The sequence below is a fragment of the Streptomyces sp. SM18 genome, assembly GCF_002910775.2.
Classification (GTDB): domain Bacteria; phylum Actinomycetota; class Actinomycetes; order Streptomycetales; family Streptomycetaceae; genus Streptomyces; species Streptomyces halstedii.
In genome coordinates, this window is record NZ_CP029342.1 from 6662929 (window position 1) to 6683189 (window position 20261).

General features: G+C 73.1%; 21 protein-coding genes. 12 read left to right on the top strand and 9 right to left on the bottom strand.

Annotation, left to right across the window (positions count from 1 at the left end; genetic code table 11):
* Positions 1 to 52: 52 nt before the first annotated feature.
* Positions 53 to 1534 carry a xylulokinase gene (xylB, locus tag B9S64_RS29550; RefSeq protein ID WP_109492173.1) on the bottom strand — a complete coding sequence of 494 codons (1482 nt, stop codon included), beginning with the start codon at positions 1532 to 1534 and terminating at the stop codon, positions 53 to 55.
* A 210-nt stretch (positions 1535 to 1744) separates the two neighbouring features.
* On the opposite strand from xylB, the gene xylA reads away from it, so the two are divergent.
* Positions 1745 to 2914, top strand: coding sequence for a xylose isomerase (gene xylA / locus B9S64_RS29555; protein ID WP_109492174.1), 1170 nt, complete (start codon positions 1745 to 1747; stop codon positions 2912 to 2914).
* A 167-nt stretch (positions 2915 to 3081) separates the two neighbouring features.
* Here the strand turns inward: xylA and B9S64_RS29560 are convergent, their stop codons facing one another.
* The 4 genes from B9S64_RS29560 to B9S64_RS29575 all read right to left on the bottom strand — a co-directional run bounded on the left by B9S64_RS29560 (position 3082) and on the right by B9S64_RS29575 (position 6315).
* Complete coding sequence (locus B9S64_RS29560) at positions 3082 to 4338, bottom strand: ROK family protein (protein WP_103490481.1); 1257 nt, start codon at positions 4336 to 4338, stop codon at positions 3082 to 3084.
* A 117-nt stretch (positions 4339 to 4455) separates the two neighbouring features.
* Positions 4456 to 5112: a DUF305 domain-containing protein gene (locus B9S64_RS29565; protein WP_103490480.1), complete on the bottom strand. Its 657-nt coding sequence runs from the start codon at positions 5110 to 5112 to the stop codon at positions 4456 to 4458.
* Positions 5109 to 5759: a DUF3105 domain-containing protein gene (locus B9S64_RS29570; RefSeq protein ID WP_103490479.1), complete on the bottom strand. Its 651-nt coding sequence runs from the start codon at positions 5757 to 5759 to the stop codon at positions 5109 to 5111. Before B9S64_RS29570 ends, B9S64_RS29565 begins: the two co-directional genes overlap by 4 nt.
* A 142-nt stretch (positions 5760 to 5901) precedes the next feature.
* Positions 5902 to 6315, bottom strand: coding sequence for a hypothetical protein (locus B9S64_RS29575; RefSeq protein ID WP_181012229.1), 414 nt, complete (start codon positions 6313 to 6315; stop codon positions 5902 to 5904).
* 65 nt (positions 6316 to 6380) lie between these two features.
* Here B9S64_RS29575 and B9S64_RS29580 point away from each other — a divergent pair, with 65 nt between their 5' ends.
* Positions 6381 to 7241, top strand: a complete 861-nt coding sequence (locus B9S64_RS29580) for a phospholipid scramblase-related protein (protein WP_103490477.1) — start codon at positions 6381 to 6383, stop codon at positions 7239 to 7241.
* A 36-nt stretch (positions 7242 to 7277) separates the two neighbouring features.
* Here B9S64_RS29580 and B9S64_RS29585 read toward each other — a convergent pair whose 3' ends face one another.
* On the bottom strand, positions 7278 to 8039 hold the full coding sequence (locus B9S64_RS29585) for a VOC family protein (RefSeq protein WP_103490476.1): 762 nt from the start codon (positions 8037 to 8039) through the stop codon (positions 7278 to 7280).
* Positions 8040 to 8205: 166 nt separating this feature from the next.
* Between B9S64_RS29585 and B9S64_RS29590 the strand changes: the two genes are divergently transcribed.
* Together B9S64_RS29590 and B9S64_RS29595 are read left to right on the top strand one after the other, a co-directional pair.
* On the top strand, positions 8206 to 9924 hold the full coding sequence (locus B9S64_RS29590; protein WP_181387639.1) for an FUSC family protein: 1719 nt from the start codon (positions 8206 to 8208) through the stop codon (positions 9922 to 9924).
* Positions 9921 to 10427, top strand: a complete 507-nt coding sequence (locus B9S64_RS29595) for a MarR family winged helix-turn-helix transcriptional regulator (protein ID WP_028440873.1) — start codon at positions 9921 to 9923, stop codon at positions 10425 to 10427. The genes B9S64_RS29590 and B9S64_RS29595 overlap by 4 nt, the downstream gene beginning before the upstream one ends.
* Positions 10428 to 10453: 26 nt before the next feature.
* Here B9S64_RS29595 and B9S64_RS29600 read toward each other — a convergent pair whose 3' ends face one another.
* Positions 10454 to 11344 (bottom strand): IclR family transcriptional regulator, encoded by an 891-nt coding sequence (locus tag B9S64_RS29600; RefSeq protein ID WP_258317591.1) that lies wholly within the window; start codon positions 11342 to 11344, stop codon positions 10454 to 10456.
* Positions 11345 to 11775: 431 nt separating this feature from the next.
* Here B9S64_RS29600 and B9S64_RS29605 point away from each other — a divergent pair, with 431 nt between their 5' ends.
* The 6 genes from B9S64_RS29605 to B9S64_RS29630 all read left to right on the top strand — a co-directional run bounded on the left by B9S64_RS29605 (position 11776) and on the right by B9S64_RS29630 (position 17870).
* Entirely contained in the window at positions 11776 to 13428 is a 1653-nt protein-coding gene (locus B9S64_RS29605) for a sensor histidine kinase KdpD (RefSeq protein WP_103493287.1), read from the top strand.
* Positions 13425 to 13832, top strand: a complete 408-nt coding sequence (locus B9S64_RS29610; protein ID WP_014049573.1) for a roadblock/LC7 domain-containing protein — start codon at positions 13425 to 13427, stop codon at positions 13830 to 13832. The genes B9S64_RS29605 and B9S64_RS29610 overlap by 4 nt, the downstream gene beginning before the upstream one ends.
* Positions 13829 to 14197, top strand: coding sequence for a DUF742 domain-containing protein (locus B9S64_RS29615; RefSeq protein ID WP_028440870.1), 369 nt, complete (start codon positions 13829 to 13831; stop codon positions 14195 to 14197). Before B9S64_RS29610 ends, B9S64_RS29615 begins: the two co-directional genes overlap by 4 nt.
* A complete protein-coding gene (locus B9S64_RS29620; RefSeq protein WP_093532187.1) occupies positions 14178 to 14792 on the top strand; it encodes an ATP/GTP-binding protein in 615 nt (204 codons plus the stop codon). Before B9S64_RS29615 ends, B9S64_RS29620 begins: the two co-directional genes overlap by 20 nt.
* Before the next feature lie 93 nt (positions 14793 to 14885).
* A complete protein-coding gene (locus tag B9S64_RS29625) occupies positions 14886 to 16430 on the top strand; it encodes a cytochrome P450 (RefSeq protein WP_103493288.1) in 1545 nt (514 codons plus the stop codon).
* A gap of 93 nt (positions 16431 to 16523) precedes the next feature.
* The gene (locus B9S64_RS29630) at positions 16524 to 17870 is read left to right on the top strand and encodes a 6-phospho-beta-glucosidase (protein WP_103493289.1); all 1347 of its coding nucleotides are present in this window, start codon (positions 16524 to 16526) and stop codon (positions 17868 to 17870) included.
* Positions 17871 to 17891: 21 nt separating this feature from the next.
* On the opposite strand, the gene B9S64_RS29635 is transcribed toward B9S64_RS29630, so the two are convergent.
* Positions 17892 to 18332, bottom strand: a complete 441-nt coding sequence (locus B9S64_RS29635) for a hypothetical protein (protein ID WP_103493318.1) — start codon at positions 18330 to 18332, stop codon at positions 17892 to 17894.
* On the bottom strand, positions 18326 to 18784 hold the full coding sequence (locus B9S64_RS29640; protein ID WP_103493290.1) for an ATP-binding protein: 459 nt from the start codon (positions 18782 to 18784) through the stop codon (positions 18326 to 18328). Before B9S64_RS29640 ends, B9S64_RS29635 begins: the two co-directional genes overlap by 7 nt.
* Before the next feature lie 207 nt (positions 18785 to 18991).
* Between B9S64_RS29640 and B9S64_RS29645 the strand changes: the two genes are divergently transcribed.
* Positions 18992 to 19852, top strand: a complete 861-nt coding sequence (locus B9S64_RS29645; RefSeq protein ID WP_028440864.1) for a helix-turn-helix transcriptional regulator — start codon at positions 18992 to 18994, stop codon at positions 19850 to 19852.
* Positions 19852 to 20088 (top strand): DUF397 domain-containing protein, encoded by a 237-nt coding sequence (locus tag B9S64_RS29650; RefSeq protein WP_028440863.1) that lies wholly within the window; start codon positions 19852 to 19854, stop codon positions 20086 to 20088. The genes B9S64_RS29645 and B9S64_RS29650 overlap by 1 nt, the downstream gene beginning before the upstream one ends.
* Positions 20089 to 20261 lie beyond the last annotated feature (173 nt).

The following is a 20261-nucleotide window of genomic DNA, read 5'->3' on the forward strand; positions in this document are numbered from 1 at the left end:
CGGTCCGGTCCCCGCCACTTCGAGGCCCCCGGACCCCGCCCGTCCGCGCCGCTCAGCCGCCGAGCAGCGGCTCCGCCGTCCGGTCCAGCACCGACCCGATCCGCTCCCAGGACTCCGTGTCCCGCTCCACCGGCGGCAGTTCGGCGTCCTCGGCGCCCGCGCTCCACCGGGCGGCCACCGCGACCGGGTCGCCGCCGCCGGCCGCCGACGCGGCGAGAGCGGCCGCGCCCCGCGCGACCAGTTCTCCGCTGCCGGGCACGATCAGGGGACGCCCGGAGAGGCGCCGCACCGTCTCCACCCAGGTGCGCCCCTGTGCCCCGCCGCCGATCAGCCGCAGCGGACGGGCGGCGACCACCGGGTCGGCCGGGTCGAGGCCGCAGGCGCGCGAGAGCTCGTCGAGCGCGCGCAGTACGGTGAACGCCGCGCCCTCGTAGGCGGCGCCGAGGAGTTGCTGCGGTGTGGTGTCGTGCCGGAGCCCGGTCAGCAGACCGGAGGAGGTCGGCAGGTCCGGGGTGCGCTCCCCGTCGAGGAAGGGCAGGAGCACGGCCTCGCCGCCGGGCACCGCGTCGTCGCGGTGCAGGCCGAGCAGGGTGGCGACCTTGTCGACGGCCAGGGTGCAGTTGAGCGTGCAGGCCAGCGGGAGGTACGTCCCGTCCGCCGCCGCGAACCCGGAGAGGGCCGTGGAGGCCGGCCGGGCGCGGGAGGCGGCGAAGACCGTACCGGAGGTGCCGAGGCTGAGGACGGGGTGGTCCAGCAGTCCGGCCCCGCCCAGCCCCAGGCCGACGGCGGCGCTCATGTTGTCCCCCGTGCCGGCCGCGACGGCGATCCCCGCGGGCAGCCCGAGCGCCTCGGCCGCCGTGGCGGTCAGCGAGCCGATCCGTGTCGCCCCGGTGTCGGCGACCGGCGGCAGCAGTGACTCGTCCAGCTCCAGCAGGCCGAGCAGCTCGGGGTCGTAGGCACGGGTCCCGGTCGCGTACCAGCAGGTGCCCGAGGCGTCGCCCGGGTCGGTGGCCGCGGTGCCCGCGAGCCGCTCGGTCAGGAAGTCGTGCGGGAGCCGCACCGCCGCGGCGGCCTCCGCGTTCGCCGGGTCGTTCTCCCTCAGCCACTGCCACTTCGACGCGGTCATGGAGGCGACCGGCACCGTGCCGGTGCGCGCGACCCACGCCTCCGGCCCGCCCAGCGCGCCGGTGAGCGCCGCGGCCTGCGGCGCGGACCGGGTGTCGTTCCACAGCAGGGCCGGACGCAGCGGACGGCCGGACCGGTCGAGCACCACGAGACCGTGCTGCTGCCCGGCCACGGCGACACCGGTGACCGAGGACGCGGAGAGACCGGACTCCTTGAGTCCCGAGGCCACCGCGTCGCACAGCGCCCGCCACCAGACCTCGGGGTCGCTCTCCCGGGCACCGCCCTCGCCGGTGACCACGTGCGGTGCCCGGCCGACCGCGAGCAGCTCGCCGGTCACGGCGTCGATGACGGCCGCCTTGGTGGACTGGGTGGAGCTGTCCACGCCGATGACGACGGTACGCGGCGGCATGGGCTACCTCTTCCTCGCATGCGGATTTTGATCGTGAGACGAACAAATTACGTGATCGTCGGCCTCCCGAACAGAGGCGGCCGGTGATGCGTGTACGGGGGCTTCCCTCGGCGGGGTGGGTCGTGGCACATTAATAATGTTACTGAACAAATCTGCCGGCCCTTCCCTGCGGCCGGCGTCTCACCCGACGTACACGAAGGCGGACAGACGATGCCGGAGCGCTTCACTCCCACTCCTGAGGACGGGTTCACGTTCGGTCTGTGGACGGTGGGCTGGCGGGGGAACGATCCGTTCGGTGAGCCGACGCGGCCGGTGCTGGATCCGGTGGAGTCGGTGGAGCGGCTGGCGGAGCTGGGTGCGCACGGGGTGACGTTCCATGACGACGACCTGATTCCGTTCGGTGCGGACGAGGCGGAGCGGGCCCGGTTGGTGGGGCGGTTCAGGGCGGCGTTGGAGCGCACCGGGATGAAGGTGCCGATGGCGACGACGAATCTGTTCACGCATCCGGTGTTCAAGGACGGGGGGTTCACGTCGAACGACCGTGACGTGCGCCGGTTCGCGTTGCGGAAGGTGATCCGGAACATCGATCTCGCGGTCGAGCTGGGTGCGGGGACGTATGTGGCGTGGGGCGGGCGTGAGGGTGCGGAGTCGGGGGCGGCGAAGGACGTGCGGCTGGCGCTGGACCGGATGAAGGAGGCCTTCGACCTGCTGGGCGAGTACGTCACCGGGCAGGGCTACGACCTGCGGTTCGCGATCGAGCCGAAGCCGAACGAGCCCCGTGGGGACATCCTCCTGCCCACGATCGGGCACGCTCTGGCGTTCATCGAGCGGCTGGAGCGGCCGGAGCTGGTGGGGGTGAACCCGGAGACGGGGCACGAGCAGATGGCCGGGCTGAACTTCCCGCACGGCATCGCGCAGGCCCTGTGGGCGGGCAAGCTCTTCCACATCGACCTCAACGGCCAGTCCGGGATCAAGTACGACCAGGACTTCCGTTTCGGCGCGGGCGACCTGCGCCAGGCGTTCTGGCTGGTCGATCTCCTGGAGAGCGCCGGGTGGGACGGGCCGCGCCACTTCGACTTCAAGCCGGTACGCACCGACGGTATCGACGGGGTGTGGGAGTCCGCGAAGAACTGCATGCGCAACTACCTCATCCTCAAGGAACGCGCCGCCGCCTTCCGCGCCGACCCCGCCGTCCAGGACGCCCTGACCGCCTCCCGCCTGGACGAACTCGCCCGCCCCACCGCCGACGACGGCCTGAAAGCCCTCCTCGCCGACCGCACCGCCTACGAGGACTTCGACGCCGACACCGCCGCCCAGCGCTCCATGGCCTTCGAAACCCTCGACCAACTCGCCATGGACCACCTCCTCAACGTCCGCTGACCCGGCCGCCGTAATCCGACGGCGGCACGGATCCCCGCCCTCCCGGACCGCGGACGACGGCCCGGGAGGGCGGCCGTCCCGTTCCGTGAGGGGCCGGCCGTCCCGGGCCCCGGCACCCGGATCCCCGGCACGGCGGATCTCCGGAACGGCCCCCGCCGGGCGAGGGCTCAGGCGTCCGTCGGCTCCGGGCGGGCGTACGCCACCGGGTCCGCCAGCACGTCCTGCACCACCAGGGCCGCCGCGCCCCGCGCCGCGTCACCCGCCACGGAGGAGGCGCGCAGCCTGCCACCGTCCGGGGACCAGAGGCCGGAGACCACGCGGCCCGTCAGCTCCGCGTCGACGGGCGGGGACAGCCACGGCATCAGGCAGCGGTATATCCCGCCCAGCACCACCGCGTCCGGGTCGAAGAGGTTGACCGCACCGGACAGCACCCGTCCCAGCATCCGGCCCGCCTCGGCCACGGCCGCGACGGACCGGGCGTCCCCGGCCCGGGCCCGCCGTTCCAGCTCCATCACCCCGGCCGCACCGCCGCCGGACTCCTCGACACCGGCCGCCCGCAGCAACGCGGTCTGGCCGGCGTACTGCTCCAGGCAGCCGCGTGAACCGCAGCGGCACTCCGGTCCGTCCGGGTCCACCATCACGTGCCCGATCTCCCCGGCGAACCCGTGGGCCCCGCGCAGCAGTTCGCCGTCGAGCACCAGCGCGCCGCCGACGCCGATCTCACCGGTCAGATAGAGGAAGCTGCGGACCGCGTCGAGCCCGCCGAACCACAGCTCGGCCAGCGCCGCGAGGTTCGCCTCGTTCTCCGAGCGCACCGGCAGGGGGGACGCGCCGGGCCACAGTCCGGTGAGCGCCCGCGCGAACAGCTCTTCCGCGGGCACCTGGTTCCAGCCCAGGTTCGGTGCCTGGCGCACCGCGCCCCCCGAGACGAGTCCGGGCAGCGCGAGCGCGGCCCCGACCGGATGAAGGCCCTGCTCCCGTGCCGAGTCCAGGGCGCGGGCGGCGATTCCGGCGGCCCGGCTCAGCACCTCCCCGGGCGGGGCGCCCCGGTTGTCCAGGTGCTCGGTCTGCCGGACCCGTCCGGTGCCGGCCAGATCCACCACGCACACCGACACGTAGTCGATGTTGATCTCCACGCCGAGCCCCGCCGGGCCGGTCCGGGCCACCTTCAGGGCGGTGCCGGGCCGCCCTGCCTGACCGCTGAACGTCTTGCCGGACTCGGTGAGGAAGCCGCTGTCGAGCAACTGCTCGACGAGCGAGGACACGGCGGCCCGGGTGAGGCCGACCCGCGCCGAGACCCCGGCCCGGGTGGCCTCGGCGCTCTCGCCCTCGTCGCGTACCGCCCGCAGCACGAGGCTGAGGTTGTGACGCCGCACGGTGTCCTTGTCCGCCTTGGGCCCCAGCGGCGGGAGGTAGCTCTTCATGTCGCCGCCGAGCCTATGGGATGCCGGGCCCGCCCGGACCACGCGGTCCACACGCCCCACAGACCACGCGGGTCGGTCCGGGGCGGGACGGTACGCGCCCCGCCCCGGACCGCCGTGCTACGGCCGTGCGCCCCGGGCCTCCAGCATGTCGGCCATCAGCGAGATCTCCGAGTCCTGGGCACGGGCCATGCCCGCCGCCAGGTTCCTGATCTCGTCCGTCCCGGCCGACGCGGCCGCCGCCCGCGCCATGTCCGCGCCCGCTCGGTGATGGACCGTCATCAGCCGCAGGAAGCGCACCTCGGCGTCCCGGCCCCCGGCCGCGCGCAACGCGTCCAGTTCGGTGTCGGTCGCCATCCCGGGCATCAGCGAGCCGTCGTCCGCGGTGACGGGATGGCCCATCCACTCCATCGGCGCCCGCTCCGAACTCTTCGGCCGGCCCCACGACTCCAGCCAGCCCAGCATCATGCCCCGCTGGTTGGCCTGCGTGTTGATGATGTCGTACGCGAGCCGTCGTACGCCCTCGTCCGTCGTGCGGTCCCGTACGACGAACGCCATCTCCACCGCCTGCTGGTGGTGGACCGACATGTCCCGGGCGAAGCCCACGTCCGCCGAGTCCTCCGCGGGAGCGGCGGCCGACGTCCCGGAGCCCGCGGACGGGGACGGGGACGCCGACGAGGGCCGTACGACGGTCAGCAGCACCAGACCCAGGGCCACCAGGAACACCAGGGCCCCCGCCGTCACCAGCGGGCGGGGGAGACGTACGGCCGGGCTCATCCCGCGACCCCGCCGCCGCACGCGGCACCGGGCTCGGGGGTCTGGGGGCCCTGGACGTACTTGGTGAAGAACTGCGCGACACGGGCGTCCGAGGCGCTCTTCACCGTGACCTGCTTGCCCCAGGCGCTCAGCACCAGCGGGTCCTTCTGGTCGGCCACCGGACTCATCAGGGAGTAGGGCGTCTTCCCGACGCGCTCGGCCAGCGCCTTGACGTCGGCGTCGTCCGCCTTGTCGTTGTACGTGACCCAGACGGCGCCGTGTTCGAGGGAGTGGACGGCGTTCTCGTTCGGTATCGCCTTGGTATAGACGTCGGCGTCGCAGTTCATCCAGACCGGGTTGTGGTCACCGCCGACGGGAGGGTTCATCGGATAGTCGACGGCCGTCTCCACATGGTCCTGGCCGAGTCCGTCCCAGGTCCGCTCCCCGGTGACGGGGGACGTCCTGGCCTGCTCCTCGGCCCGGTCCTGCTCGTCGGCGGCCGACATCAGATAGCCGCCTCCGGCGACGAGACCGGCGAGCACGACGACGGCGGCGGTGATGGTGACGACACGGCCGCGCCGCTCACGGGCCCGCTCCTTGCGGCGGGCCTCCTCGAGCTTGGCGCGGCGCGCGGCGGCATTGCTGTTCTGGTTCTTGGCGGAAGCCATGGGTGTCCTCGGGTTCGGCGCGACGCGCCCGTGCCGCGTCGCGCCGTCCACGGCGCGGGGCACACGGTGCGTCGGCGGGGAAAGGGGGCCGTACGGAAGGCCGCCCCGGCGCGCACGCGCGGACGGGGGCGGCCCGGCCTCTCTAAACCCGCTGGACCTGTAGCCGGAGACGGTCGACGGCGCCCGCGCCGTCGTGGGAGGGACCGCGGATGCCCGTCGCGCCCGACAGCGGGGCCTCCGGGGCGGCGCTCGTCGTCGTACACGTGAGCGGGGCCGGAGCGGTGGGCCCCGGCAGCACGGCCGACGTGGAACGGTCCGTCGTGCCGTGGCAGGAGCTTCCCGCCCCGCGCTCACCTGGGGCGTCGGCCGTGACGGCGGCGGCCGGGGACGGGGTGTGCACACGGACGGCCGCGGCCTCGTGGTGCGCCGCCGGCACACCGGTCGGGGAGCAGCAGAAGAGCATGGCGACCAGCGCCAGCAGCCACCCCAGCACGGCGGTTCGCGGGACGGCCGTGCCGCCCCGCCTCCGGTCCCCGCGCTCACCCGGTCTGTTCATCGGCACCATCGTACGATGCGTGAAACTTCAAGAGTGCCAACGGGTGGGCAGGATAGTGTGCCCCGGTGACGACGCGATCGAACATACCTGCGGGATGGCATCCGGACCCCCACGGCGCACCCCAGCTGCTGCGCTACTGGGACGGCTCGCGGTGGACCGAGCACACGCACCCGGCCCAGGGCCAGGCCGCTCCCGCCCAGGGCACGGCTCCCGCCCAGGCCCCCGTGCCACCGCAGGCCGCGGCGCCCTTCCCGCAGCCGGCCCCGCACCAGGCGCCCCCTCAGCAGGCCCCGCAGGCCCAGCGGCAGGGCGGTCCCGTCAGCTCCGGCTCACTGCTCGACCAGCCGGTCCTGATCGTGAACCAGAAGGCCAAGCTGATCGAGGTCACGAACGAGTACCGCGTCTTCGACCAGCACGGTGCCACGGTCGGCTCGGTCGTCCAGGTCGGCCAGAGCGCCCTGCGCAAGGTGCTGCGGTTCGTCTCCAGCATCGACCAGTACCTGACGCACCGGCTGGAGATCCGCGACGCCCACGGCCGGCCGCAGCTGGTCCTGACCCGGCCCGCGAAGTTCATCAAGTCCCGGGTCGTCGTGGAGCGCCCTGACGGGACGCCCGTGGGTGAGATCGTCCAGCAGAACGCCATCGGCAAGATCAACTTCGCCATGACGGCCGAGGGTCGGCAGATCGGCGCGATCAAGGCGGAGAACTGGCGCGCCTGGAACTTCGCCGTCGTCGACCACAACGACGCGGAGGTCGCCCGGATCACCAAGACCTGGGAAGGCCTGGCGAAGACGATGTTCACCACGGCCGACAACTACGTACTCCAGATCCACTACCAGCTGCCCGAACCGCTGCTCAGCCTCGTCGTGGCGACGGCCCTCACGGTGGACACCGCCCTCAAGCAGGACGCCCGCGGCCTCGGCTGACCCCGCCGCCGCTCGTCCGGCCCCCGGACCGGGCGGCTACGGCGTGTGGATGCCGAAGGGCGCCCCCTGCGGATCGCGGAGTACGGCGACCCAGGGCCCGCCCGGTACCGGTGTCGGCGGGACGATCTGCTCCCCGCCCGCACCCAGCGCCGTGGCGGCGGCCGCCTCGACGTCGGTGACCGAGAAGTAGGGCAGCCACCCCGGAGGGGTCGTCGGCCCCTCGGACAGCTCGTCGTCGTGGATCTCCTTCAGGCCGCCGAACTCGGCGCCGTCCACGCCCCAGTGGGTGTACCGATCCGTGGCGTCCACCGTCCAGCCGAACACCTCCGGATAGAAGGCCAGCGCGCTCCCGGTCCTGTCGGTGCGCAGCTCGGCCCAGCTCAGCGCCCCGGGAACGTTGAAACGCCGCGCCCCCGCGAAGTCCCGGGCCTGCCAGAGCGAGAAGACCGCCCCGGAAGGGTCGGCGGCCACCGCGAACCTGCCCTGGTCGAACACGTCGACCGGCTCGGTCACGAGCGTGCCGCCCGCCGCCCGCACCGCCCCGACCGCGCGGTCCGTGTCCGGCACCGCGAAGGAGACCGTCCAGCCCGGCCGTCCGCCGGGCTGGTACACGGGGCTGAGCGCGGCCACGGGGTCCTCTCCCAGCCGCGCCACCGTGTAGCCGCCCGCCTCGGGGCGCGGGTCGGTCAGGGACCGCCAGCCGAACAGCGCGGCGTAGAAGGTCTTGGAGGCGGTCACGTCCGAGGTGCTCAGCTCGACCCAGCAGGGGCCGCCGGGCACCGGTTCCGTGAGCTTCATGCCGTTTCCTCCCAAGGCGGGTGACAAGGTGCGTTCCTGGGCTGTTGTGCAGCACGCTATGACCGGCCGGGGGCGGCGGCGACCCGAGGGGGCGGGCGACGGTCCGGGGAGAGGCCGAGATGCTTCGCCGGTGTTTTATAGGTGTAATACCTGTTAACGTGTATGGGTGAGTGATACAGCCGTGCGATCCCGGAAGACGTCCGCCCCCAGACTGCCGCTGACCGGCACCCTCCGCCTGAAGAGCCCGGCGGAGACCTGGTACAAGCCGGCGCTGAGCGTGGTCGTCGCCTCCGCGGTGCCGAATCTGCTGCTGTACTCCCTCGACCGGCTCGACCTCGTGATGTACACGATGGCCGGCTCGCTCTGCGCGCTGTACGGGCACAACCTGCCGTACGCCCGCCGGGCCCACACCGTGGTCCGCGTCGTCCTCGGCATGGTCGCGGGCCTCGCCGTCTCCCTGGTGACCGCCTCCCTCACCGACTCCGTCGCCGTGCTGATCGCCGTCGGCGCGGTCCTGGCGGCCGTGCAGAAGACCTTCTGCGACGCCACCCGCATCGGGCCGCCCGGCCATGTGATCTTCACCTTCGTGAGCTCGGCGGCCCTCTTCACCCCGCAGGAACCCGGGCGGATACCCGGGCACCTCGGCCTCGCCCTCGCCGCGGGCGCCTTCGCCTGGCTGATCACCGTAGGGCCCGCGCTACGGCGCAGGGAGGGACCCGAGCGCCGCGCCACCGCCCGCGCCCTCGACGCCGCCGCGGCCTACGCGGCCGACCCCGGGAACCGCACCCGCCACGCGGCGGCGGCCGCCGTGCAGGCCGCCTGGCAGTCGCTGCTCGCCGCGGGACGGCCGACCCCCGTACGCCAGGCACTCGAACGCCTCGTCGTCCACGCCGAGCGGGCCCTCGCCACCACCTCCGCCGGACCGTCCCGTGGAGCCGGACCGTCCGGCGGGGCCGACCCCGCGGAGCTGGCCCGGTGGGCCGCGCGGACCCGGGGCAGGGGCCCCGTCCCCGCACCCCCGCCGGCTCCCGGCACGGTGGAACAGCTCTTCGGTATCGACGCGGAACGCTCCGGGCGGCGCAACCGGCGCGGACGGCGGGAGGCGAGGGCGAGGTTCCTGCGCGCCCTGGCCCCCGGCTCCCCGGTCCTGCCGGTCGCCTACCGCACCCTGACCGGCTGCGCGCTGGCCGGATACGTCTCGTACGCCCTGGGGGTCGGCCGCCCCTACTGGGCGATCGTCACCGCCGCCGCCGTGTACCAGCCCAACGCCACCCAGTCCTGGAGCCGGGCCCTCCAGCGCGTCTTCGGCAACCTCGTCGGCGTGCTCGTCTTCGCCGCCGTCATCCCGGTCGCCCGGCTGAGCCCGCTCGCCCTCGTGCTGTGCGTGCTCTGCTTCAACTTCGCCGCCGAGGCCCTGATCACCCGCAACTACTGGCTCGGTTCCGTCGCCGTCACCCCGATGGCCCTGCTCGTCGTGGAATTCGCGGGCGCCCACCCCGCCTGGGAACTCATCAGCGACCGCGCCCTGGACACCCTCGTCGGCGCCGCGGCCGGGCTGCTCGCGGTGTTCGCCGTACCCAACCGGCGGGCCGGCGGGCGCGTCGAGAAGGCCCTCACCGCGACGGCGGAGGCCCGCGCCGGTGCCGAACGGGTCCTGGCCGCCCCGGCCGCCGACGCCCTGGCGCTCGAAGCGGCCCGCAGGCGGCTGACCTCGTCCCTCGTCGAACTGCGCGACGCGAGCGACATCGCGGCGGGGGAGTGGTGGCAGCGCGCCCTGCCCGAGGAGGACATGCTCGCCGCCGAGCAGGCGGGACACCGTACGCTCGCGGCTACAGCACAGCGGCAGGGGCTGATCACCCTGCCCCCGGCGAACGGAGCGGTGTGACCGACGACATCGTGGCAGCGGTGGTACGGCAGTGGCATGCCGTCAATCCGGAATTGGACACCGGACCGATGGAGCTCATCGGCCGTATCAACCGCTGCGCGGCCCTCCTCCAGCAGGCGGAGGACGCGCCCCTGCGCGCGGCCGGGCTGACCCGGGGGGAGTTCGACCTGCTCGGCGCGATGCGGCGCAACGACCGCGAGCTGACCCCCGGCGAGCTGGCCCGGGAGACCTTCTCGTCCGGTGCCGCCGTCACCAAGCGGCTCCGCTCCCTCCAGGACGGCGGACTGATCGCCCGTCGCAGCGACGCCCGGGACCGCAGGGTCGCCCATGTGGGCCTCACCGAGGAGGGCCGCGCCCTGGTGGACCGGCTGCTCCCCGAGCAACTGGCGTACGAGCGCTCCGTGCTCTCCGGTCTCGACGAACGGAGCCGCGAAGGCCTCAGCGACCAGCTCAGCGAACTCCTGGTGCAACTGGAGGGCCGCCTCGGCGGAGCCCGCCGCTGAACCCCGGCGCCGGGCCCGGCCCCCGCTCAGCCGCTCCGCTCCGCGCGCGTGTCCGTGCCCGGTCCCGTGGCCGGTCCCGGTCCCGGCAGGGACGCCGACCGCCGTAGCTGCCCGGCGCGTTCGGCCAGGGCCGCGTCGCCGCCACGGTCGGCCGGTGCCGAGGCGCTCAGGGCCAGCCGGTCCCGGCGGCCCGGTCCCGCCAGCGGCACCGCGACCGCGTACAGACCCGGCACCGACTCGCCCCGGTCGAAGGCCCGGCCCAGCTCGCGGACCTCCGCCAGCTCGGCCAGCAGGGCGGCCCGGGACCTCAGGGTGCGGGAGGTCGCCGCGGGCAGTTCCTCCCGCGGATACAGCGCGTGGACCTGCTCGGCGGTCAGCCGGGAGAGCAGCACCTTGCCCGCGGCGGTCGCGTGCGCGGGGCGCACCCGGTCCGTCTCCAGGCTCACCCGCACCGGCTGCCCGGACTCGCGGCCGTCGGTGACGAGGACACGGTCCTCCACCAGCGCCGCGCTCTCCACGGTCTCCCCGGTCCGCCGTACCGCGTCGTCCAGGACCGCGCCCCACCGCGCCCGGAGCGCCGCGCCGAGACCCGCCGGGCGGCCCAGGCGCAGCAGCTCGGGTCCCGTCTCGTATCCCCGCCCCGAGGGGTCGCGCACGGCGAACCCCCGCCCCTCCAGCGTGCTGAGGACCCGGTGCGCCGTGGACCGGCCGACGCCCAGCAGGGCGGCGGCCCCGCTGACCGTGACGGTGTCGTGGACGAGGAAGAGCCGCATCAGCCGCAGACCGGTGTCCAGGGACTCGATCGTGTAGCTCCGCGCCCCCGCCGTCGCGCCCCCCGCCGCCTCCGCCGTCACCCCCGCCGTCGGCTCTCCCCTCGCTCCCGCCGTCGACGACTCGTACGCCTGTCCGTCGCTCACGATTCCGCTCCTTTCGATCCCATTCGATCGCATGTGCGTTTGTCCTGCTCTCCGGTGCACACGAATTCGCACCTCTCTGCGGGATTCGGTCAGGTGAGCGGCTCACTTCCGCTCCGACCTGGAAACCTGCCCGTCGAGGCACGGGCGGCGCATCGGCGCATTGTCCCGCAGAGAGGGACGACGGGGTCTGCTTTCTGCCGATTCCGGAATCCCTCACTCCTCGCACACGCGTCACGACGGTGGGTACGAAAACTGGCGAGCGTACTACCGCGAAGGTGCTCGCGCAGGGGGTTGGGTGAATGTGCCGAGGTGCTGTTCTCATCTGGTTAGGCTCACGCGCAGTGAAGTCGAGTTGAGATGAATTCGCGCGCTTGTTCATGACTGTCAGCACAAGTGCGTATACCTCCCGAATCAACCGCCAGAGGGTTTAGATGGTTCGTGCTGAATCACCGCCGACAAAAAGAGACATCCCCGTCGTCCGTGCCGCCCTGCTGCCCGTCCTCCTGATGGGCGGTGCCACCGCGGCCGGCGCGGTGCCGGTCACCGGGGCCACCCGGGCGGCGGTCGTCTGGTGCGGTGCGGTCGCCACCGTCGTGGTCGCCACGCTCGCCGTCGCACTCCACCGCCGACGCCGCGCGATGCGCCTCCAGCGCGCCGAGTACGAACAGCGCATCGCCTTCCTGGAACACCGCATCGCCGCGTACGACCAGGAGACCGTACGGCTCACCAAGGAACTCCTGCCCAACGCCATCCGGAGGCTGCGCGCGAGCAACTCCCCCCAGGAGGTGATGCGCGACGTCGTCGACGCGGACGAGACCTACCGCAACCTGCCCAAGGCCCAACGCGCCCTGGTGCTCCAGGTCCTCGACATCGTCGACAACGAGGAGGCCATGCGTGACTCCGCGCAGCGCGCCTTCGTCAGCGTCGCCCGCCGCGTCCAGGCCATCGTCAGCCGGCAGGCCAGTGAACTGCGGGAGATGGAGGACCACCACGGGCGCAACCCCGAGGTCTTCGACGACCTGCTCCGCATCGACCACGGCACCGCCCTCATCGGCCGGCTCGCCGACTCCATCGCCGTCCTCGGCGGCGCCCGGCCCAGCCGCCAATGGCCCAAGCCCGTACCGCTGTTCAGCGTGCTGCGCGGCGCGATGTCCCGGATCCTCGAATACCAGCGCGTCGACCTGCACTCGATCGCCAAGGTCGCCATCGTCGGCACCGCGGTCGAGCCGCTCATCCACGCCTGCGCCGAACTCCTCGACAACGCGACCCGCTACTCGCCCCCCCAGACCCGGGTGCACGTCACCGCGGTCGAGGTGCAGACCGGCATCGCCATCGAGATCGAGGACGGCGGCGTCAGCCTCAGCGAGGAGGCCCGCGCCCGAGCCGAGAACATGCTCGCCCAGGCCCGGGCCGGCATCAACATGAACGACCTCGGGGAGTCGCCGCGCCTCGGCATGGCCGTCGTCGGCCGGCTCTCCCGCATGTACCAACTCCAGGTGTCCCTGCGGCAGTCCGCGTACGGCGGGGTCCGCGCCGTACTTATCGTGCCGCGCGACATGATCACCACCGGCCCCGCCCCGGGCATCGCCCACGGCATCGGCGCCACCTCGCGTCCGCAGAGCTCGCTCGACATGTCGCAGATGCAGCACGTCGTCCCGCCGCGCGGCAAGCGCAAGCCCCGCCCCGTCGCGACCGGCCCCGTGCCCCCGGTCACCGCCCCCGTGCCCTCGCCCGCGCCGGCCGCCTCCGCCGCGTCCGGCACACGGCCCGCCGCCTCGTCCTCCCCCCTGGACGACGACGAGGTCGTGGTGACCGAGTGGACCGAGGGAGGGCTCCCGCAGCGCCGTAGCCGCGGCCGCGCCCCCCTCGGCTCGCACAACCTCCCGCACCAGGCCGCCCCGGTCACCGAAACCCCCGGCACCTGGGGCGGGAACCACGGACACGGCACCGGACGCCCCGGCGGCGGGGACACCCCGCCCGGCCTCTGGTTGGAGGCGTTCACGCAGGCGGTCAACGGTGTGCCCAAGGAGCCGCGCAGCGGCGAAGACTCTGACGACGCGTGGGACAAGGGAGACCAGAAGTGATCCAGCAGCGGGGAAACATGGACTGGATGCTGAAGGAACTGGCCGACGACGTACCGAGCATCCACCAGATCGTGGTGCTCTCCGCCGACGGTCTGCGCATCGCCCGGCACGGCGGCGACCCCGACGTCGCCGACCGTCTCGCCGCCGCCTGCGCCGGGCTGCAGAGCCTGGCCGCGGCCGTCGCCACCGAGATCCCCTACAGCGACGGCCTGATGAAGCTCGTCGTCATCGAGGTCACCGGCGGATTCTTCTACCTGATGGCCGCCGGCACCGGCGCCTACCTCGCGGTCCTGGCCGGCGAGACGGTGGACGCCGGACTGGTCGGTGCCCGGATGCGCGACATGGTCGTCCGCATCGGCGCGCACCTGACGAGCCCTCCCCGGCACGACGGGCAGGCCGGATGAGTGCGCCCCGACGAGAACGCCGCAAGGCCGACCCGGCGCTGAGCGACCCGGAACGGCTCTACGTGATCACCGGGGACACGGACGGCGAGAGGGCGGCGCTCGACCTCGTCACCATGGTCGTGTCGCAGGCGGAACCCTCGCCCACCGTCCAGCCCGAACAGGCCGCGATCCTGCGGCTCTGCAGGGCACCGCTGTCGGTGGCCGAGATCTCGGCCTACCTCAGTCTCCCCTTCAGCGTGGTCACCTCACTCCTGACAGAACTCCTGGCGACCGAACTCATCGAGTCGCGCGCGCCGATCGTCCGCGCCGCGCTGCCCGACCGGTCCCTCCTCGAAGCGGTGATGCATGGACTTCAGAAGCTCTGACACGATCACGGGCCCCCGCAGCGAGGACGTCCTCCCCACCACGGCCACCGCCGCGGTGAAGGTCGTCATCGTCGGGGGGTTCGGGGTCGGCAAGACCACCATGGTCGGCTCGGTGAGCGAGATCCGGCCCCTGACGACCGAAGAGACCATGACGCAGGCCGGGGTCGGCGTCGACGACAACGTAGGGGTGGAGAGCAAGACCGCCACCACCGTCGCCATGGACTTCGGCCGGATCAGCCTCAGCGAGGAACTGATCCTCTACCTGTTCGGCACCCCCGGCCAGGAACGCTTCTGGTTCCTGTGGAACGGCCTGTTCGAAGGCGCGCTCGGAGCCGTCGTCCTCATCGACACCCGGCGGCTCCAGGTCAGTTTCGACGTCATCGGACGGCTGGAGGAACGCGGAGTCCCCTTCGTCGTCGCCGTCAACACCTTCCCCGACGCCCCCCACCACCCGGTCGAGGCCCTCCGTAACGCCCTCGACCTGCCCGACGAGGTGCCCATCATCGACTGCGACGCGCGGCTGCGAGCCTCCAGCCGCGACGTGCTGCTGACCCTGATGCGCTACCTGCACAGCCTCGCCGTGCCGCTCGCCTGACGAGGTGCGCGTACGCCCGCGATCCCGCCGCGACCGGCCACGCGCACCCGTCCGATCCCCTGTTCCCCGGAAAGCCCGATCCCAGGAGCCCCTGTGACAACCCCCTTCCACCACGAACCTGGGTCCCTCCCGGGCCCCGTGCCGCCCCCCGGGTGCCCGGCCCACTCCATGGGCGCCGGGCCGGGAGGACTGCGCCGGTACTACGGGCCCGAGGCCGAGAACGACCCGGCCGGCCTGTACGCGAAGCTGCGCGCCGAGCACGGGTCCGTGGCCCCGGTACTGCTGCACGGCGACGTCCCCGCCTGGCTCGTCCTCGGCCACAGCGAGAACCTCCACCTGACCCGTACGCCCTCGCAGTTCTCCCGCGACTCCCGGCGCTGGCGCGCCCTCCAGGACGGCAGCGTCGCCCCGGACCACCCGCTCGCGCCGATCTTCACCTGGCAGCCGGTCTGCGCCTTCGCCGACGGCGACGCCCACGAGCGGCTCCGGGGCGCCGTCACGGACAGCATGGAGCGGATCGACACCCGCGGCGTACGCCGGCACGTCAACCGCTTCAGCAACCGGCTCGTCAACGACTTCTGCGAGAAGGGCGACGCCGAACTGGTCTCCCAGTTCGCGGAGCACCTGCCCATGATGGTGGTGTGCGCGGTCTTCGGGATGCCCGAGGAGTACAACGACCGTATGGTCCAGGCCGCCCGCGACATGATCCGGGGCACCCAGACCGCCGTGGAGAGCAACGCCTACGTCGTCGCCGCCCTGACCCGGCTGGTCGAACGGCGGCGCGCCGCCCCCGAGGAGGACCTCGCCGGGTGGCTCGTCTCCCACCCCGCCGGGCTGACCGACGTGGAGGTCGCGGAACACCTGCGGCTCATCCTCGTCGCCGCGTACGAGTCGACCGCCAACCTGATCGCCAACGTCCTGCGGATGGTGCTGACCGACCCCCGCTTCCGTGCCCGGCTCAGCGGCGGTCACATGACGGTCCCGGAGGCGGTGGAACAGACCCTCTGGGACGAACCGCCGTTCACCGCCGTGTTCGGGCGCTGGGCGGTGGGTGACACCGAGCTGGGCGGCCAGCAGATCAAGGCGGGGGACGCGCTCCTCGTCGGGATCGCGGCGGCCAACACCGACCCGGCCGTACGCCCGGACCTCGCCGCCAACATGGAGGGCAACCGCGCCCATCTGGCCTTCAGCGGCGGCCCGCACGAATGCCCCGGCCAGGACATCGGCCGGGCCATCGCGGACGTGGGCGTCGACGCCCTGCTGATGCGCCTGCCCGACCTGGAACTCGCCGTGGACGAGAGCGAACTGAGCTGGGTCGGCAACATCATGTCCCGCCATCTCGTGGACCTGCCGGTGACGTTCGCCCCCAGCCCGCAGCAGGAGATCGACGCCGACCCGCTGACCTCCATCGCGGCCCGGCAGCGCGCCCGGACCGACTGGGAGGTCTCCTCCCCGGCCGTCCCCCGCGGCACCGGCGCCACCCCGGCCGGTCCGCAGCCCGCCCATGCCCCGGCCGGGGTGCGGATCGCCTCCCCGTCGCCCCCCGAGGCCCCGGAGGAGTCCCCCGGACTCCCCGCCCAGCGCGGCGGCCCCACCACGATCTGGCAGTCCGTCGCGCGCTGGTGGAGCGGCCGCTGACACACGCGTGGTGTCCCGGACCGTCCCGGGACACCACGCCACGGGCCCCGGCGCGCCCCGGCGCACGGCACGCGGCCCGTACCATCGAGCAGCGTGAAGCTGACAATTCTTGGCGGTGGCGGATTCCGGGTGCCTCTCGTGTACGGGGCACTGCTCGGTGATCACGCCGAGGGCCGCGTCTCGCGGGTCACCCTGTACGACACGGACGCGGAGCGGCTCACCGCCGTCGCCCGGGTCCTCGGCGAACAGGCGCGGGGGGTGGCCGACGCGCCCGCGGTCGTGGCCACCGGCGACCTCGACGAGGCCCTGCGCGGCGCCGACTTCGTCTTCTCCGCGATCCGGGTCGGCGGCCTCGAAGGCCGGGCGGCGGACGAGCGCGTCGCTCTCGGCCTGGGCGTCCTCGGCCAGGAGACGGTCGGTGCCGGAGGCATCGCGTACGGGCTGCGCACCGTGCCCGTCGCCGTCGCCCTGGCCCGGCGGATCGCCCGGCTCGCCCCGGACGCCTGGGTCATCAACTTCACCAACCCGGCCGGGCTGGTCACCGAGGCCATGTCCCGCCACCTCGGTGACCGCGTCATCGGCATCTGCGATTCCCCCGTCGGCCTCGGCCGGCGGATCGCCCGGGTCCTGGGGGCCGACCCCGCCCGCGCCCGGATCGACTACGCCGGTCTCAACCACCTCGGCTGGGTCCGCGCCCTGCGTGTCGACGGACGCGACGAACTCCCGCGGCTGCTGGCCGACCCCGCGCTCCTCGGCTCCTTCGAGGAAGGCCGGCTCTTCGGCGCCGACTGGCTGCGCTCCCTCGGCGCGATCCCCAACGAGTACCTGCACTACTACTACTTCAACCGGGAGGCGGTCCGGGCCTACCAGGAGGCCGAGCGGACCCGGGGCGCGTTCCTGCGCGACCAGCAGGAGGGGTTCTACGCCCGGATGAGGGACCCGGCGGCCCCCGCGCTCGCCACCTGGGACCGCACCCGCGCCGAACGCGAGGCCACCTACATGGCGGAGAGCCGGGACGCGGCCGGCGCGGGGGAGCGCGAGGAGAGCGATCTGGAGTCCGGCGGCTACGAACAGGTCGCCCTCGCCCTGATGCGGGCCGTCGCCCGCGACGAGCGCGCCTCGCTGATCCTGAACGTCCGCAACCGGGGCACCCTCTCCGTGCTCGACGCGGAGGCGGTCGTCGAGGTGCCCTGCCTGGTGGACGCCGACGGCGCCCGCCCCGTGGCGGTGGACCCGCTGCCCTACCACGCGGTCGGGCTGGTCACCGCGGTGAAGGCGGTGGAGCGCGCCGTGCTGGAGGCGGCGGAGAGCGGTTCGAGGTCGGCGGCCGTGCGGGCCTTCGCGCTGCACCCGCTGGTCGACTCGGTCACGGTGGCCCGAAGACTGGTCGAGGGCTACCTGGACGTCCATCCGGGGCTCGCCTACCTCGACCGGCCCTGAACCCCGGGGCGGCGCCGGACGTCAGGGGGCGGGCACGGCCTTCGGCCGCCCCGGCGCCGCCCAGGACGGCGCCACCCCGGTGACCTGGCACACCATCAGGTAGAGCGGGATCGGCGGGGTGTACGGCGTACGGCTGTCCGGCACGTGGATCAGCCGGGGCCGCCCGCCCGGCACACAGGCCCCGGTGACGTACGAGACCTGCTCGGGCCAGTCCAGATCCAGGTCCGAGCCCGACGGGACGATCCACCACCACTGGTCCGCGTCGGCGAACACGCATCCGGCGCGCGGCAGATGGGACATCAGCCGGAATCCGTACCGCGCGGGAACTCCCACCGCGTCACAGCCCAGGCTCGCCGACAGCGCGGGCGGCAGGGGCAGCCTGACCCGCCCCGGGACGCCCGGCTCCGCCACGGAGCGCGAGCGGCGCGCCCCCAGCAGATGAGCCAGCGTGTGCCTCAGCATGCCGCCTCCGAGCCGGCCGGCAGCCGCGCCCACACCACGCGCCCGCAGCCGTCCGCCGCCTCGTGCGCGCCCCAGGCCGTGCTCAGCGAGTCGACCAGCAGCAGACCGCGGCCGTGCTCGTCCTCGGAGGCGGGCGACAACCGGGGCCCTTCGGGCTGGTGGCCCTGGTCGGTGACGGACACGCGCACACCGGCTCCGGAGTATTCGAGTTCGCAGACGACACGCGCGCTGGCCGTGTGCACCACCGCGTTGGTGACCAGTTCGGAGACGATCAGGACCGCCGCGTCCATGGTGTCCTGGCCGACCCGCCACGCCGTCAGCCGGGCCCGCGTCAGCCGCCGCGCGCCCGCCACGGACTCAGGGCGCGCCGACAGCGCGAAGCGGTCACGGAGCGCTTCCCTCCGGGGGCCGAGATCCACGAGCCGGGGGATGAGCGCACTGCCAGGTGCCACGACCGATTCCTCACAGTGGGGGCTGAGCCACGCTTCGGACCGTCGTGGAACACGAGCGGTCGCGACTACGTGAACTGGTTCACTCGCCAACTCTCCCCCTGACGAGAACACTTGGCAAGAGGCACTCTGAAAAATTCAGAGTGGCAGTGTCCTTGTGGTGGTCGCGCATGGCACACTGCTGGCACACAGCGCATCGGGAGGTCTGAAGTGAGCGAACCGCGGTCCGCCCCGACCGTGGGCCAGGTCGTTCTCGGCAAGCGCCTGCAGGACCTGCGGGAACGCGTCGGCCTGAGCCGCGACCAGGCCGCCAAGGTGCTCCGTGTCGCTTCCGGGACGATACGCAGGATGGAGACCGCCGAGGTCGGGCTCAAGATCCCCTACGTGCAGCTCCTGCTGAAGGCCTACGGAATCGCCGACGACGAGGTGGACGCCTTCGTCGACCTCGCCGAGGAGGCCAACAAGCCCGGCTGGTGGCAGCGCTTCCACGACGTCCTGCCCGACTGGTTCAGCATGTACGTCAGCCTGGAGGGCGCGGCCGCGCTCCTGCGCACGTACGAACCGCACTTCGTGCCGGGGCTCCTGCAGACCGAGGAGTACGCGCGCTGCGTCCTGCGCACCGGAGCGGTCGGCCAGACCCGTCCCGAGGACATCGAGCGCCATGTGGCGCTGCGGATGGAGCGGCAGTCGCTGCTGACCAAGGACGAGGCGCCCAAGCTGTGGGTGGTCATGGACGAGACGGTCCTGCGCCGTCCCGTGGGCGGCCCGAGCGTCATGCGGGCCCAGATCGACCGGCTCCTCGAAGCGACGGACCTGCCGCACGTGACGCTCCAGATAGCGGAGTTCGCCACCGGCCACCACCCCGGTACGTACGGCCCGTTCGTCCTCTTCCGGTTCGCCGTCCCCGAACTGCCGGACATGGTCTACAGCGAGTACCTGACCGGTGCCGTCTACTTCGACGCGCGCTCCGAGGTGGCTTCCTACCTCGAGGTCATGGACCGCATGGCGGCTCAGGCCGCAACTGCACAACGCACGAAGGAGATCCTGAGGGATTTCCGCAAGGAGCTGTGATGAACCACATATACAACGGCATGCCGGCCGGCGACCTGGGCACCGAGGGCTGGTACAAGCCGTGGAGCGGTGGTAACGGGGGCAACTGCATCGAAGCCATGAAACTGGCGGACGGCAGGGTGGCGGTGCGTCAGTCCGCCGATCCCGACGGCCCAGCCCTCATCTACTCCAACGGAGAGATCGCTGCCTTCATCCAAGGCGCCAAGGCAGGGCAGGCAGACTTCCTGCTCACCTGACATGCGCGACCGGTTTCCCGGCGGCCACGCCCTTGGTACATAGAGTACCCCAACGACTACCCAGAGACCCCGCCCCGGAGAAAATTCCGTGGCGGGGTTCGTCGTGTGTGCCCAGCGGCCGGCTCCGGGGCCAGAGGTGCCAGCTGGGCCGGTGGGCCGGAAGCCTGTTCGGG